Raw genomic sequence first — 15,965 nt, 5'->3', positions numbered from 1 at the left:
TTAGTTTTTTTATGATGTGCGTAGTTAATGCGTAGTTTATAATTTTATTAATGCAATTAGCCTTTAGTTATTTGTAGATATATAAATTATAACTCTAAAATACTAATGAAAAAAATCTACCTAATTTTATTACTATTATCAACGGGATCATTGTTTTCTCAATCTATTGATTATAGTGAAATGATTAATAAAGGAACTTATACAGTCCAAGAAATCCAGATAGCAGCTCAAGCCCATTTTGAAAATAAAGGTAAAGGAAGAGGCACTGGTTACAAACAATATAAACGTTGGGAATATCAAGCTTTAAGATCTATTAAACAAAATGGAGTTTTAAGATCTAATAAATTTTATTATAATGAATTAGAGCGTTATAATAATTATATTAATCAAAAAGCAATTAACAGCAGAAGTGCATCTTCTGACAACGGAAACTGGGAGCAATTAGGACCATATTCTTGGAATGCAACTTCAGGTTGGAATCCTGGAACAGGTAGAATTACTTCTATAGCTTTTGAAACAGGTAATCAAAACCATATTATTGTAGGTTCCGAAACAGGAGGTGTTTGGAAAACAATAGATGGAGGAACCAATTGGACGCCTTTATGCGATAATTTTTCTAACATGAAGGTTTATGCCTTAGCTATGCATCCATCAGACCCTTCAACTTATTTTTGGGGATCAGATAACGGAACAATCTTCAAATCTACAGATGCTGGAGCAACCTGGAATTTAGTAGCTAGTGCAATAGGCAGTGGAGAAGTAAACCGAATTTTGATTGATCCAACTACACCTTCAAAAATGTACTGTAGTATTGAGCATGGTGGACTTTTTAAGTCTACTAACTCTGGTAGTTCTTGGTCATTAATTCATCCTGAAGCAGATTCTAGAGGTTATGATTTCGAGTTTAAACCCTTTGATTCTAATACAATTTATGCTTCTGGAGTCTTTTTATTTAAATCTACAGATGGAGGTGTAACTTTTACCAAAGTTGAACCACCAACAGGCGTACCTAATTATGACACTGAGTATGTAAATGGGACTTTAAATTGGAAATCCATAAATCAAGGTTCGCAACATTTTGGTGTCACGTTAATTACGCCTAAAACAGGTTCTGGATTAGGACTGTTTGAAAAAGGTACATCTGGAGCTACTGGTAATAAGACTAAATTAGTGATACCAGCTTTAAACCTAGGGACAGCAACTAATCCAGTTTTAAAATTCTCATATGCGCAACCGGATTATTTTGGAGATGTTGATGCTTTAAAAGTGTATTACAAAACAACTTCAGCAAGTTCTTGGATTGAGTTAGCTAGTTACACAACCGCTCAAGAAGCATGGTCTGATATTACTTTAAGTTTACCAAATACTTCTGCCGATTACCATATTGCTTTTGAAGGAGCTGTTACAAACGCAGGAGGTGGAGGCGTTACATTAGATGACATTAAGGTGGAAACTTCCAATTTAGGAACGGTGTTTAGTGATGGCTTTGAGTCTGCAACACCTAATGTATTTAGTGTAGGAGCAAAAATGCTTGCAGTTACAAATGCTGATCCATCTGTTGTTTATATGGTAGAGGCAAGTGGGACGTCAGGAGCTTATTTTAAGGCATTATATAAATCTTCTAACAGCGGAAATACGTTTACAACATTAGAGCATTCTGGTAAAAATTATTTTGGCTATAATCTTGTGGCTACAGATTTAAGTGATGCAACAAGTGGTCAAGCACCAAGAGATATGGATATTGCAGTAAGTCATACTAATGCTAACGAAGTGCATATTGCAGGTGTTAATACTTGGCGATCTTTAGATGGTGGTGTTACCTTTAATCCAACAACTAACTGGAATATTTCTGATACGGAATCAAATAATTTAGGTTATTCTCATGCAGATGTCGATTTACTGACGTTTGTTGGAAGTACATTGTATACAACAACTGATGGAGGTGTTTTTAAAGCTACAAACAGTGCAGGACCAATAAGTACAACCTATTTTACAGATATAACAGCGGGATTAGGGATTAGACAATTTTACGCTTTTGGAATTAGCCAAACTAGTCCTGTGGTAGTTACAGGAGGTGCTCAAGATAATGGAAGTGCTACATTAACTTCAACAGGTGTTTGGAGAGATTGGATTGGTGGAGATGGTATGGAAGGTTTTGTAGACAAAACTAACAGTCAAATTATTTATGGTACAGCTCAAGATGGAAGCTTGAATAAATCTATTGATGGTGGTCAAACATTAGCAGCAATCACTATTCCGGATAATAAAACAGGAAATTGGATTACACCTTTTGAGCAAGATCCAATTGCTGTAAACGTTATTTATGCTGGTTACGATCAAGTATATAAATCTTTAGATGGTGGCTTAAATTGGATTGCTATTTCTCAGGTTTTTACTTCTAAATTAAACCATCTTAAAATTTCAGAGTCCACACCAAATACAATGTATGCTGCTTACTTAAATAAGCTTTATAAAACAACAACAGGATCAGGTACTTGGACGGAAGTAACTAGTTACTCTGGAGACTATATCAATTCTATAGCTATACATCCAACTAATCCTAATAAAGTTGCAATAGCAACGGTAGGTACAGAAAAGGTATATGTTACAAATGATGGAGGTACAACATGGACCTCCTACAAATTTGATTTACCAGATTTTAGTGCTTTAGCATTAGTATGGGATAACAATGGTAACGACGGATTATATTTAGGTATGGATTATGGTGTGTATTACATTGATAATACAACAAGTAACTCATGGAAACCTTTTATTAATAATCTACCTAATGTAAAAATTAGCGAGTTAGAAATTAATTATGCTGACAATAAATTATATACAGCTACCTATGGTCGTGGTGTTTGGCGCACGCCTAGATATGATATTACAACATTAGGAATATCAGAAAGCCCAACAGAAACATCTGGTATAAAAATGTATCCTAATCCAGCATCACAAACGTTTAATTTGGTATCTAATTCAAATGAAACAGTAGATGTTAGAGTATTTAATGCTCTAGGGAAATTAATGTTCTTTAAAAAGAATCTTAACCTAATCGAAAATTATAATATTGATATTTCGCAGTATCAAACGGGATTTTATTTTGTTAGAATCAATAACCAAAACGGAATATTTACATATAAGTTGATAGTTAAATAATAGCAATAATTAACTATGTCAGGAATCCTCAAGAGCAGCTGCTTTTGGGGATTTTTTTGTTTAAACTAGAACTGCGTAGTTATTGCGTAGTCTTTCTTAGCGCAACTATATAAAGGATATAGCATATTTGTGTTGTTTTAACCATTAAATAGAAAAACATGAAAAAAACAATTACGTTTTTATTATTGGTCTTCACGATTGTATCCTATGCTCAATCTATAGTCTATAAATCCACACCTTATATAAAAGGGAGCAATTATTATCAAATTATTAAACAAGTCCGAGAGGAATTAGGAGCATTTAATAAAAATGCATCTAAAACCGAAATTAAAAAGCATAAACAATTTGAACGTTGGGCTTATTTTTGGAAAGATAGAGTAGATATTGACGGTAATTTCCCTAACGCTTTCTCAGGGTATTATAATGCAGGTATTATTGATGCCAATGGAAAAGTAGAAAACAACACAAATGTATTTAATCAAAGTAGCAGATCTTTAAATACTGGTCAAACCTGGACTAATATTGGACCACAACAAGTCCCAGATGCTAATGGTTATCCTAATTATCCGCAGCTTGGAAGGTTAACTAATTTTTTAAGATATAAACACGCTACAGACCCAAATCAAAACGTATTGTTTGTAAGTGCTCCAGTTGGTGGTGTTTGGAAATCTACAGATAATGGTACATCATGGTCGCCTAAATTAGATCATTTAGCAGGTATTGGTGTTACTGATGTTAAAAGTAGTGCTACAGATATTAATAATCCTGGAACTATATACATTTCTACAGGAGATTATGACGCTAAGCATATTAAATCAATTGGGATTTATAAATCAACTGATTTTGGCGAAACCTATCAACCAACAAATTTGACATTTAGTTTAGACCAACAAGAGTCAACCTCTAATTTAATAGTTATTGATGCAAATACAGTAATTGTTGGAACTAATAAACACATTAAAAAAACAACAGATGGAGGTATCACTTGGACCAATGTTTATAGTCATAATTATGACGATGCTGTAATAGGTAAGTTTCATAGAAATGGTAATAATATTATGTGTTCGGATAGTTGGGGAGGATTGTTTTTCTCTTCAAATAATGGAAGTACATGGAGTGTTTTAATACCAGAAGGTAACAATAGTCAACATCATGCTATTACATCAGATCAATTAGGTGTATTTTATGTACAAAGCGAAAATGGACAGATTTCTACTTATAATACCACTTTAGCTTCACCAGTATTAACTACTATTGGTGTGCCAGCAGTAGGATATAATACGCAAGGTTCTTATAACCAATGTTTAACTGTAAAAGATGGATTGATTATTAGTGGAGTAGTGGATGGAATAAATTCTGATGACTCAGGTAATACTTGGTATGTAACTTTAAACAACTCATGGTCTGATAATAGTTCTGCAGGTTCTTATGGACATGCAGACATACATGAGATCGGACCTTTAGATGATGGCTATTCTTTTTGGAATGTAAACGATGGTGGTTTAAATTTTGTAACCTATAGCAATATTGCAGATGAAAAACCTACGGTAGAATATAAGTCAAACGGAGTAATAGTAACGCAGCTATATTCAGTAGCAATAACACCACAAACCACATCAGATAACATAATTATGGGAAACCAAGATAATGATGGATACAGTTTAGAGTTAGTTGGAGGTGTACCAACATGGGTAACAGCAGGTGCAGGAGATGGTACTTGTACAGCTGTAGATTATACAAATCCTCAAATTAGATATTTAGGGTCACAAAATGGTGGGTTAACAAGTGCAAATAATGGCTTTTTAGGAGATGTTTGGGGAACAAGTTTAACAACACCAACAGCAGGAGCTCCTTTTGTTTGGACGCTAAAAATGCACTCCACAAATTCTTCAATATTATATGGTGGTTTTGCAGATGTTTATAAATCGGCTAATAAAGGAGACACTTGGACTAACTTAAACTCTGGAGCAGGAGCTATAGAGTATATCGAAACTTTTGGAAATAATTTAATTGTTATTGGCGAAACTTCAGCTAGAAAATCTAATAATGATGGAAGTACATGGACCACAGTTAATCAACCTGAAGCTAGTGCTAAAATGAATTCTGTTTCATTAAATCAAAACAATACTAATATTTTATATGCAACAGTAAATGGTTATGTAGATGGATCAAAGGTTTTTAAGTCTATCGATGGTGGATCGACTTGGACTAATATTTCAGCAGGATTACCAAACATAGTTGCAAAACAAGTGGTTTTAAAACAAAATCAAGGTCAAGAAATTTTATTTTTAGGAACCGAAATTGGCGTGTATTTTAAAACAGGAACGGAAGATTGGTCTAAGTTAGGCGAAGGGTTGCCAAATGTGGTTATTAATGATTTAGAAATTAACTACACACAAGATAAATTGGTAGTTGGAACATATGGAAGAGGACTTTGGGAAATTAGTATTTTTAATGAAACCTTAGGTGTAGAAGAAGTACAATTATCTAATGAAGCTGCACCTGTAGTGTATCCAAATCCAGTAAATGCAGGTCTTTTAAATATTAAATTAAACACTGCTAATAGTAATTATGAGTACCAAATGTACAATGTGATAGGAGGTTTAGTCAAAAAGGGAAGCTTAACAACAGGATTAAATACTTTAGATGTTAGCACAATAGCGTCAGGGATTTATGTAGTAAGAATGACCGATGGTACAACAGTATCTTCTCAAAAAGTGATTATAGAATAAATAATAGCTAGTAATCTCTAATTTTTTAGGGAAACTAAAAAGAGCCTCAATTGAGGCTCTTTTTTTTACTTTATACTTTGTTTGTTCTATAACGGAATATTACCATGTTTTCTGTTTGGTAATACTTCTTCTTTGTGTTCCAGCATTTTAAACGCTTTTATTAATTTACGTCTTGTGTTTTCAGGAAGAATAACTTCATCTATAAAACCACGTTCTGCAGCTTTATAAGGGTTAGCAAACAACTCTGCATATTCGGCTTCTTTTTCTAAAAGTTTTTCTTCAGGATTGTCTGATTCTTTTATTTCTTTTCTAAAAATAATTTCGCTGGCACCTTTAGCTCCCATAACTGCAATCTCAGCACTTGGCCAAGCGTAATTTAAGTCTGCTCCAATGTGTTTAGAGTTCATTACATCATAAGCACCACCATAGGCTTTTCTTGTAATTACAGTTACTTTAGGTACTGTAGCTTCGCTTAAAGCGTATAATAGTTTTGCACCATGTACAATAATTCCGTTCCATTCTTGATCTGTTCCTGGTAAAAAACCTGGAACATCCACTAAAACTAATAACGGAATATTAAACGCATCACAAAAGCGTGTAAAACGTGCTGCTTTACGCGAACTATTTACATCTAAAACACCTGCTAAAAATAATGGTTGGTTGGCTACAATACCAACGCCTTTTCCGCCAATTCTTGCAAATCCTACGATAATATTTTCTGCAAAGTTTTTATGGATTTCAAAAAAGCTATCTGCATCAATTATACCTTTTATAACATTATGCATGTCATATGGTTTATTGGCATTAGTTGGAATAATTGTTTTTAGTTCGTCTCTAATTTCTTCACCTAACTCAAACGGTAAATCTTTTGGTTTTTCTAAGTTACTTTGTGGTAAATAACTAAGTAAACGTTTAACATCTTCAAGACATTCAATATCATTTGATGATGTTACATGGGCTACACCAGATTTAGTTGAGTGCGTACTTGCACCACCAAGTTCTTCACTAGTCACTTCCTCGTTTGTTACTGTTTTAACAACGTTCGGACCAGTTACAAACATGTAACTGGTGTCTTCTACCATCATAGTAAAATCTGTCATTGCAGGACTGTAAACAGCACCTCCAGCACATGGTCCCATAATTGCAGATAGTTGTGGAATGACACCAGATGCTTTTACATTTCTATGAAAAATATCAGCATATCCACCTAAGGATTTTACACCTTCTTGGATACGTGCACCTCCAGAATCGTTAAGGCCAATAAAAGGTGCGCCAACTTTAAGTGCTAAGTCCATAATTTTACAAATTTTCTCGGCATGTGTTTCAGACAAAGCACCTCCAAATACTGTAAAATCTTGTGCAAAAACATACACTAATCTTCCGTTTATTGTTCCGTATCCTGTAATAACACCATCACCATAAAATTTTTGGTTTTGCATTCCAAAATCAACCGTTCTGTGGGTTACTAATGCACCAATTTCTTCAAACGAACCTTCGTCCATTAAATAAGTAACACGTTCTCGGGCTGTTAATTTTTTCTTTTGGTGTTGTTTATCTATTCTTGCTTGACCACCTCCTAATTTGGATAGCTCAAGTTTTTCGTTTAAGGTTTTTATTTTAGATTCCATATCTCTATTTTAATCACGTATAATTGTAAACGCTATACGTTATGTATTTATCTAATTAGTTGGTAGTCTTAATTGCTTTTGATCCTCTAGATACTGTTTTACAGCAAAAAGAGCAGCTAATTTAGCTTCGTGTTCTGCATCTTGTTTTAAAGCTTCTGGAGAATAGTACTTTTTAACAAAATGTGTATCAAAATCACCCGATTTAAAAGCGTCGTGATTAAATACAAACGTCCCAAAAGGCAACGTAGTTTCAATACCTTTAACATCGTAATCCGCTATCGCTTGACGCATCAATTGCATGGCTTCTTCACGTGTTTTACCGTATGTAATTAGCTTAGCCAACATTGGGTCGTAATAGATAGGAATATCCATACCTTGTTCAAAACCATTATCAACTCTAATTCCTTTTCCTTCCGGAAGTTTATACACGTCTAAATGCCCAACGCTAGGTAAAAAATCGTTTAAAGGATCTTCAGCATAAATACGCAATTCTAAAGCGTGACCGTTAATTTTTAAGTCGGATTGTTGTATGTCTAAAGCTTCGCCACGAGCCACTTTTATTTGTAATTCTACTAAATCAACACCTGCTATAATTTCTGATACAGGATGTTCTACTTGAAGTCTTGTATTCATTTCAAGGAAATAGAAATTCTTGTTTTCATCTAATAAAAACTCGACTGTTCCAGCACCAACATAATCACATGCTTTTGCTACTTTAATAGCAGCTTGTCCCATTTCTTCTCTTAATTCTGGCGTTAAAACTACACTTGGTGCTTCTTCGACTACTTTTTGGTGACGACGTTGTATACTACATTCGCGCTCAAAAAGATGAATTACATTACCATGCGTATCTGCCATGACTTGAATTTCGATATGACGAGGAGATCCTACATATTTTTCAATAAAAACAGAACCATCACCAAAAGCATTAACAGCTTCACTGATAGCGCGATTCATTTGAGATTCAAATTCGTCTTCTTTTTCCACAACACGCATTCCTTTTCCGCCACCTCCAGCAGACGCTTTTATTAGAATAGGAAAACCAATAGTTTTGGCTATTTTTTTAGCTTCAGGAATGTCTGTAATCGCTTGATCCGTTCCAGGCACCATTGGTATATCGTAACCTTTAACAGCGTCTTTAGCTGCAAGTTTACTACCCATGACTCTAATAGCATGCGATTTTGGGCCAATAAAAGTAATGTTGTTTTTTTCGCAAAGCTCTGCAAAGTCAGCATTTTCACTTAAAAATCCATAACCTGGATGTATACCATCCACGTTTAAACTTTTGGCAACTTCTATAATTTTATCGCCTAATAAATACGATTGATTAGATGGTGCTTCTCCGATTAAAACAGCCTCGTCAGCAAATTTTACGTGAGGCGCATTACGATCTGCAGTAGAGTAGACTGCTACGGTTTTAATTCCCATTTTTTGGGCTGTACTCATGACTCTTATTGCGATTTCGCCACGATTGGCGACTAGTATTTTTTTCATGTTATTCAAATTCAATTAACAATTCACCTTTATCCACAGTACTTCCTTTTGTTCCCGTAACAGATTTTATGACACCATCTCTAGGTGATACAATGCTGTTTTCCATTTTCATGGCTTCAAGGATAAGTAATGGTGTATCTACAGTAACTTTGTCTCCTGGTTTAACCATAATATCCAATATTAGTCCTGGCATTGGCGCTTTTATGTTATCAATAACTTTGGAAGCACCAACTTCAAATCCCATTGCTTTTATTAAAGCATCTAACTGGTCTTCTATTTGGACTGTATATAGGTTGTTGTTAACTTTTACGGTGTACGCTTTTTTTAGAAAATCGCTGTCTGTGATTTTGACTTTAAAAGGTTTGTTGTTGTCTAAAAGATGAAATGTATTCTGTTTAACTTCAACAGAATCAATGCTTTTTATAACATCAGAGTCTATTTCAAATTGATTAAGACCATTTGTTTTTACATTAAATTTTTGGCTCATTTTGTCTAAAATTATGAACCATAAAGATAAGTAACTATAACGTTTTAGTAAAATTTAAACTTTAAAAATAAAAAATTGGGTTTAAGTTTTAAATACAGAGCTATTTTGATGGTATTTAATAGCTTTTTTAGAAAGAAAAATCCCAATTGCTAGCGATACAAAAGCACCAACCCAAATACCAGGTACAAAGTCTATAAATAAGAAAAAGTCGTAGGCACCATGAAATACAATAGCAAAAAATAAGCCTAATAAGTTTAAGTATAGTTTGTTAGGTGCAAATTTTGCTTTACCCATAAAATAACCCATTAAAATACCAAAAGTAGCGTGAGCAGGCACAGCAGTAAAAGCTCTGGCAATTGCTGTTGCTGGTCCACTTTGCATGACGTACATGATGTTTTCGGTTGCTGCAAATCCCATGGACACCATCACTGCGTATACAATACCGTCAAAGGGTTCATTAAACTCTTTATGGCGTTGCGCAAAAAGTAAAACGATTAAAAACTTACTTAATTCTTCAGAAAAACCAACCACAAAAAAGGCTTGTTTAAACTGTTCCCAAACACTTAGTTTGTCTTCTAATGGCACAAGTATGTTAAAAACAGAATAGAGTAGTGTAGTAATAATGATGCTAACAATAGCACCTAATAAAAACGAAATTATTAATAAGCGTTTAGGTTCTTTCTCGTATTTATCTTTAAGATAAATGTAAAATATGATAATAACAATTGGCGCTAAAGCCATTAATAGTAATTGCATAGGTCTAAATTATAATATTTTTTCAGAAATTTGATTTAGCACGAGTACATAATAATCTTTATTGCTTGCAACAAAATGACCATTTGCGTTACTATTTTCTAGAAGTGATTTAAACTGAGAAATAGTGACTAGCTTAAGTGCTTCAACTTCTTCTAACTGCGGTTTTAGTTTAGATATTGGCACTGTTAAAGGGGTTATATATGTATGATGAAACTCGTAATCTTTCATTCCGTTAGGGTAATTTTGAAAGCACTCAAAAACACCAATTTTTTGTAAATCACAAGAGTTTATTAGTAATCCAATTTCTTCCTTAATTTCTCTAATGGCACCTTTCTCAATAGATTCTCCTGCATCAATGTGGCCAGCAACAGATACATCCCAAAGTAAGGGATAGATTGCTTTTGACGCAGCACGTTGCGCTAATAGTATTTGACCTTGGTTAGTATAAAACCAAATGTGTGCTGTATTGTGGTAAAGCCCTTTGTTATGAATCTCACTTTTTAAAGCAGATTGTCCTGTGGGTTTACCATTTTTAGTGACTATATCTATTAACTCATCCATACTTTATACGATTAAAAAAGCCTCTTTTAATAAAGAGGCTTAATTATTAGTTGCTTATTAGCCAAGTTTGACTAAGCTATTATTTAAAATAAGAAAATGTTTCGCCATCTTCAATTTTAAGTAATGTTTCATAAATTAATTTAATTACGTTTTCTACATCATCTTGATGTACCATTTCTACAGTAGTATGCATGTAGCGTAATGGTAACGATATTAATGCAGACGCAACACCACCATTACTATATGCAAACGCATCAGTATCAGTTCCAGTAGCTCTACTTAAAGCAGCACGTTGGAATGGTATTTTATTATCATCTGCAGTGTCTGTAATTAAATCACGTAATTTTTGTTGTACAGCAGGTGCGTAAGCAACAACAGGACCTTTACCAATTTCTACATGACCTTGTACTTTCATGTCAATCATTGGTGTTGTAGTATCATGTGTTACATCTGTTACTATTGCTACGTTTGGCTTGATAGTTTCTGTAATCATTTGTGCACCACGTAAACCAATTTCTTCTTGAACAGAGTTAGTAATGTAAAGTCCAAATGGTAACGTTTTCTTGTTTTCTTTAAGTAAACGCGCAACTTCAGCAATCATAAAACCACCCATACGGTTATCTAAGGCACGACAAACAAATTTGTCTCCATTTAAAATATGAAACTCATCTGGATAAGTAATAACACAGCCAACATGCACGCCCATTTTTTCTACCTCCTCTTTATCTTTTGCACCAACGTCTATTGTAATGTTGTTTGGTTTTGGAGCTTCTTCCTTAGCTTTATTACGTGTATGTATTGCAGGCCATCCAAAAACACCTTTTACAATACCATTTTTAGTATGAATATTAACAATTTTACTAGGTGCGATTTGATGATCACTACCACCATTTCTTACTACATAAATTAATCCATTATCAGAAATATAGTTAACATACCAAGAGATTTCGTCAGCATGACCTTCAATTACCACTTTAAATTTTGCATCAGGATTTATAACTCCAACAGCAGTTCCGTAGGTGTCTGTAAAAAACGTGTCTACATAAGGTTTTAGGTAATTCATCCATATTTTTTGACCATCCCATTCGTAGCCAGTTGGTGATGCATTGTTTAAATATGTTTCTAAAAAGTCCATAGACTTTTTGTTTAGTATGCTTTTTGTTGCCATTTAATTTAATTTTTGTCTAAAATAACAATATTCACACTTATTTAATAGTTAGCAATACGTTAATTCTTAATTTTACAGTATAAGTTTCCGTTTTGGAATAGTTTTAGTAGTTATTTATTTATGAAATACATCCTTTTTATATTATTATGCATACCTACTTTTCTTGTTGGACAAGAAGATATTATTATAGAGCAAGACTCAACTGAAGTTGAGTATATTATAATAGAAGGCGATTCAATACCCCAAAAATCTATTTATTTAGATGAAGTAATGATTTTGGATAAGCTTTCATTTAAATCTAAAGAAGACAGAAGACGTTACCTTATTTTAGGTCGCAAAACTTTAAAAGTCTATCCTTACGCTAAGTTAGCAGCAGATAGGTTAAATGCTTTAAATACAAGATTGCAGTCTTTAGATAGAAAACGTGATAAGAAAAAGTATGCTAAAAAAGTTCAAAAATATATTGAAGAAGAGTTTTCTGAAGAGCTTAAAAAATTAACTCGAACAGAAGGTCAAATTTTAGTAAAACTAATACATAGACAAACTGGTAAAACGACTTTTGATTTAATTAAAGAATTACGTAGCGGTTGGAGAGCTTTTTGGTTTAATAGTACTGCTTATTTATTTAATATCTCATTAAAACGCGAGTATGACCCAGAAAATGTAGAAGAGGATTATTTAATTGAAGATATATTAATACGCGCTTGGCAAAATGGTCAATTAAAATTAGTAAAATCACCTTTAGATTTTGAATATTTTAAGTTGAATAATAAATGGTCAAAAACAGAATAAAATTTATAAAATGCGAAAACAAACTCCTTTTGAAGAAAAGCTAAACGCACTGACACATGGTATTGGTGCTGTTTTTGGGATTGTAGCTTTAGTATTATTAATTGTTTTTGAAACCAAGAAAACCGAATTTAGTTTATTTAGTGTCGTGGTTTATGGACTATCCATAATAATCTTATTTACAGCATCAACGTTATATCATATTATTACTGACGAAAAAAAGAAACACTATTTTAGAATTGTAGATCATGTTAGTATTTACTTACTAATAGCAGGAACTTACACACCTGTTTTACTAATTACTTTAGAGCAAAGTTTAGGTTGGATGCTGTTTTATATTGTTTGGGGAATCGCTGCTTTTGGAGTGGTATTAAAATTGTTTTTTACTGGACGCTTTAATACTTTTTCAACTTTACTGTACTTAGTAATGGGTTGGTTAGTGGTTTTTGATTTTTCAACACTATCTAGTTTAATGGATGCTAATGGTATTGTTTTACTTATGGCTGGAGGATTATCTTATACCGTAGGAATTGTTTTTTATGCTATCGAAAAAATACCTTATAATCATGTAATATGGCATCTGTTTGTGTTAGCAGGAGCTATCTGCCACTTTTTTATGGTGTTATTTTACGTCATTTAAACTTGTGATGTTTAAAACATGTAATTTAACTTAGTATTGCTTTTTAAAAGCCATAGGTGTTATGCCAGTTTTAGACTTAAAAAATTTAGAAAAATAAGCGTAATCAGAAAATTCTAAAGTATCTGCTATTTCAGTTAAGTTACTTTTAGAGTGTGCAATTAGTCGTTTGGCTTCCAATAATATCCTCTCAGAAATTAATTGACTAGTGGTTTTATTTAAGGTTTGCTTGACTACTCGGTTAAGATGTTTAGTTGTTATGTTTAGTTTATTAGCATAAAAATTAGGTAGTTTTTGCGTGTAAAAATTTTGATTAATTAAGATTTCTAGCTGCTCTAAAATTTTGGAATAGCTAGATGTTATTAAGTTTTCAGGTTTTACATTTGCGGTGTATGCTCTAGTTAAATCAATATAAATACTACTAATTATAGTAATTAGTTTTAATTCTTTTAACAGATTATTGTTAGAATACTCATTGTACAATACCTCAAATTTAGTGTTTAAATCCAAAGTTTGCATTGCGTCTAATTTTAGTGTTGGTGGATTTTGATAGGAGTAATAAAATGGAAAATTTTCCAATGCATGACTTAAAAAATTAAGATCATAAAAATCCTGTGTATGAAAAAAGATATAACCTTCCGGATTAGTGTCAAACTTCCAAGCGTGCGTTTGACCTGGTTTTAAAAAAAACACCTTACCAGGTGAAATACTATAACTATTAAAATCAATTTCATGCGTTCCTGTTCCTTTGGTAAATAAGACACACAAATAAAAATTATGACTATGTGGTTTTGTTATCAAGTCTTTGTTTATCTGTATGTGATTTAAAAAATCATTAACATACAGGTCATTAAAAGTCTTGATTTTCTGAAACTGATTTATTTTTAAAACAGGAATTTTCATATAAAATGTCTTAAAAGTACAAAAAATAGCGTTTTTATTATAGGTTTAAATATATAACATATACTTAATTTTGTGCTATAAATATGTAAGTTTTATGAATACCGTTTTAAATGTAATACAATGTAAATGTCCTAATTGTAAAAAAGGAAAAATGTTTAGCACTCGTGGTAATATATTGTTTTTTAAAATTCCTGAAATGAAAACTAGGTGTGAAGTATGTGATTTTAAATTTGAAAAAGAACCAGGTTTTTTCTTTGGAGCTATGTTTGTTAGTTACGCACTTGCTGTAGGACAAATGATTATCAGTTTAGTAGTATTCTGGCACCTAATAGATTTTTCGCCATTAAAAGTCTTTTTAATAATAGTATTAATCACGTTATTATTAAGCACCTTAAATTATAAAATGTCTAGAGCTATTTGGGTTCATATATTTTATAAAAAACCTTTAGAAAGTACAATTAACAAGGTGGACTAACCTTCAATAACATCCTTATATTCTTCAAAAAAAGCTTCTAGAAGCGACATATGTGTATTAAAAAACACCATAACTTCCTGCCATGTGTTTTTATTATGGATAGATACTTTGTGACCTAAAGGCACATAAATACGTGATATTTCTTTACCATTATCTAATAAAAATTCTTCATCATAAATAGCCTCAGGTAAGTAATCGTCCATTAAAATAGACTTTAAAGCCACTAGTTTTTCCCAATAATTTATGCGGTTTTCTAAGTCGTCTTCTAAGTCAAGCGCTATCAAGGCTTTTTTATTATCAAAATAAAACTTTAAGCTTAAGCCTTTTAGTTTAGTATTATATAAAATCCATTTTCTAGGAAATGACTTCCCAAAACTGGTCCAAAATAGTTCTTTAATTTGTCTGGATTCTTCTTTAGAAAACATAATTTTAATACATTATTGGATGAAATCTTTCTTGATATGATTTCAAATTCTTAAATCAAGAAATTACTAAAACATTAAATTAAATAAGCAATGACAATACCCAAAATAATGGTACTTAGTTTGGCTAAATTAAATTTATGACCTTCGCTACTTTCAAATAAAATGGTAGTACTAATATGTAAAAATATACCAATAACTAAGGCAGAAACTTCATAATAATAGTTTTCAAAAAACTGAAATTGTGTTGATAAAAACACACCTAAAGGCGTCATTAAAGCAAACAATAATAAAAATAAAATAATTTTATTTCGACTTAAATTAGACGCTAAAAAAAAGGTTGATAATATTATAGCAACAGGCAATTTGTGGATAATAATTCCGTAAATTAAATGCTCATGAGCTTCTATTGGAATGCCTTCTAAAACACTATGGATACTTAAACTAATAAATAATAACCACGGAAACTCTACACTGTTTTTATTAATATGCACATGACCATGCTCTGCACCTTTAGAGAAAAATTCTAAAATTATTTGCAACAAAATACCAATCATAATAAACAAACCAATAGGCTTGCCTTGACTATTATAAACTTCTGGTAAAAAATGAAATACAGTTATAGATAATAAAAAAGAACCACTAAACGCTAGTAGTAATTTAAGATTACGGTTATGTTTTGGTTTAAAAATTAGGACAATTAAAAAGCCTAAAACAACAGCGATAATTGGTAATAAAAAATTTTTCATGTCCT

The 15,965-nt window shown here is 32.3% G+C and carries 14 protein-coding genes; 5 read left to right on the top strand and 9 right to left on the bottom strand.

The features are described 5' to 3' along the window. Positions 1-105: 105 nt before the first annotated feature. The gene (locus B2989_RS12715) at positions 106-3,159 is read left to right on the top strand and encodes a T9SS type A sorting domain-containing protein (protein WP_292949052.1); all 3,054 of its coding nucleotides are present in this window, start codon (positions 106-108) and stop codon (positions 3,157-3,159) included. Positions 3,160-3,317: 158 nt separating this feature from the next. Continuing rightward, a complete protein-coding gene (locus B2989_RS12710; protein WP_292949049.1) occupies positions 3,318-5,891 on the top strand; it encodes a T9SS type A sorting domain-containing protein in 2,574 nt (857 codons plus the stop codon). 86 nt (positions 5,892-5,977) lie between these two features. Here B2989_RS12710 and B2989_RS12705 read toward each other — a convergent pair whose 3' ends face one another. From B2989_RS12705 to B2989_RS12680, 6 genes are all read right to left on the bottom strand, one after another. Then, positions 5,978-7,519, bottom strand: coding sequence for an acyl-CoA carboxylase subunit beta (locus B2989_RS12705; RefSeq protein WP_292949046.1), 1,542 nt, complete (start codon positions 7,517-7,519; stop codon positions 5,978-5,980). 51 nt (positions 7,520-7,570) lie between these two features. Continuing rightward, positions 7,571-9,013, bottom strand: a complete 1,443-nt coding sequence (gene accC / locus B2989_RS12700; RefSeq protein ID WP_292949043.1) for an acetyl-CoA carboxylase biotin carboxylase subunit — start codon at positions 9,011-9,013, stop codon at positions 7,571-7,573. Position 9,014: 1 nt separating this feature from the next. Beyond that, positions 9,015-9,500: an acetyl-CoA carboxylase biotin carboxyl carrier protein subunit gene (locus tag B2989_RS12695; protein WP_292949040.1), complete on the bottom strand. Its 486-nt coding sequence runs from the start codon at positions 9,498-9,500 to the stop codon at positions 9,015-9,017. Positions 9,501-9,581: 81 nt separating this feature from the next. Beyond that, on the bottom strand, positions 9,582-10,256 hold the full coding sequence (locus tag B2989_RS12690) for a PrsW family intramembrane metalloprotease (RefSeq protein ID WP_292949037.1): 675 nt from the start codon (positions 10,254-10,256) through the stop codon (positions 9,582-9,584). A gap of 9 nt (positions 10,257-10,265) precedes the next feature. After that, positions 10,266-10,817: an NUDIX hydrolase gene (locus B2989_RS12685; protein ID WP_292949034.1), complete on the bottom strand. Its 552-nt coding sequence runs from the start codon at positions 10,815-10,817 to the stop codon at positions 10,266-10,268. A gap of 79 nt (positions 10,818-10,896) precedes the next feature. Further along, the gene (locus tag B2989_RS12680; RefSeq protein WP_292949031.1) at positions 10,897-11,985 is read right to left on the bottom strand and encodes a M42 family metallopeptidase; all 1,089 of its coding nucleotides are present in this window, start codon (positions 11,983-11,985) and stop codon (positions 10,897-10,899) included. 120 nt (positions 11,986-12,105) lie between these two features. Here B2989_RS12680 and B2989_RS12675 point away from each other — a divergent pair, with 120 nt between their 5' ends. Then, a complete protein-coding gene (locus tag B2989_RS12675) occupies positions 12,106-12,777 on the top strand; it encodes a DUF4294 domain-containing protein (RefSeq protein WP_292949028.1) in 672 nt (223 codons plus the stop codon). A gap of 10 nt (positions 12,778-12,787) precedes the next feature. Beyond that, positions 12,788-13,414 (top strand): PAQR family membrane homeostasis protein TrhA, encoded by a 627-nt coding sequence (trhA, locus tag B2989_RS12670; RefSeq protein WP_292949025.1) that lies wholly within the window; start codon positions 12,788-12,790, stop codon positions 13,412-13,414. Positions 13,415-13,444: 30 nt separating this feature from the next. On the opposite strand, the gene B2989_RS12665 is transcribed toward trhA, so the two are convergent. Beyond that, positions 13,445-14,314 (bottom strand): AraC family transcriptional regulator, encoded by an 870-nt coding sequence (locus tag B2989_RS12665; protein WP_292949022.1) that lies wholly within the window; start codon positions 14,312-14,314, stop codon positions 13,445-13,447. A gap of 196 nt (positions 14,315-14,510) precedes the next feature. Between B2989_RS12665 and B2989_RS12660 the strand changes: the two genes are divergently transcribed. Beyond that, positions 14,511-14,789, top strand: a complete 279-nt coding sequence (locus tag B2989_RS12660; protein ID WP_292949019.1) for a DUF983 domain-containing protein — start codon at positions 14,511-14,513, stop codon at positions 14,787-14,789. On the opposite strand, the gene B2989_RS12655 is transcribed toward B2989_RS12660, so the two are convergent. Then, positions 14,786-15,214, bottom strand: coding sequence for a DUF4268 domain-containing protein (locus B2989_RS12655; RefSeq protein WP_292949015.1), 429 nt, complete (start codon positions 15,212-15,214; stop codon positions 14,786-14,788). The genes B2989_RS12660 and B2989_RS12655 overlap by 4 nt on opposite strands. 74 nt (positions 15,215-15,288) lie before the next feature. Next, the gene (locus tag B2989_RS12650; protein ID WP_292949012.1) at positions 15,289-15,960 is read right to left on the bottom strand and encodes a ZIP family metal transporter; all 672 of its coding nucleotides are present in this window, start codon (positions 15,958-15,960) and stop codon (positions 15,289-15,291) included. Positions 15,961-15,965 lie beyond the last annotated feature (5 nt).

The organism is Olleya sp. UBA1516 (genome assembly GCF_002323495.1).
Taxonomy (GTDB): domain Bacteria; phylum Bacteroidota; class Bacteroidia; order Flavobacteriales; family Flavobacteriaceae; genus Olleya.
This window is presented reverse-complemented; position numbering and strand designations above follow the sequence as displayed.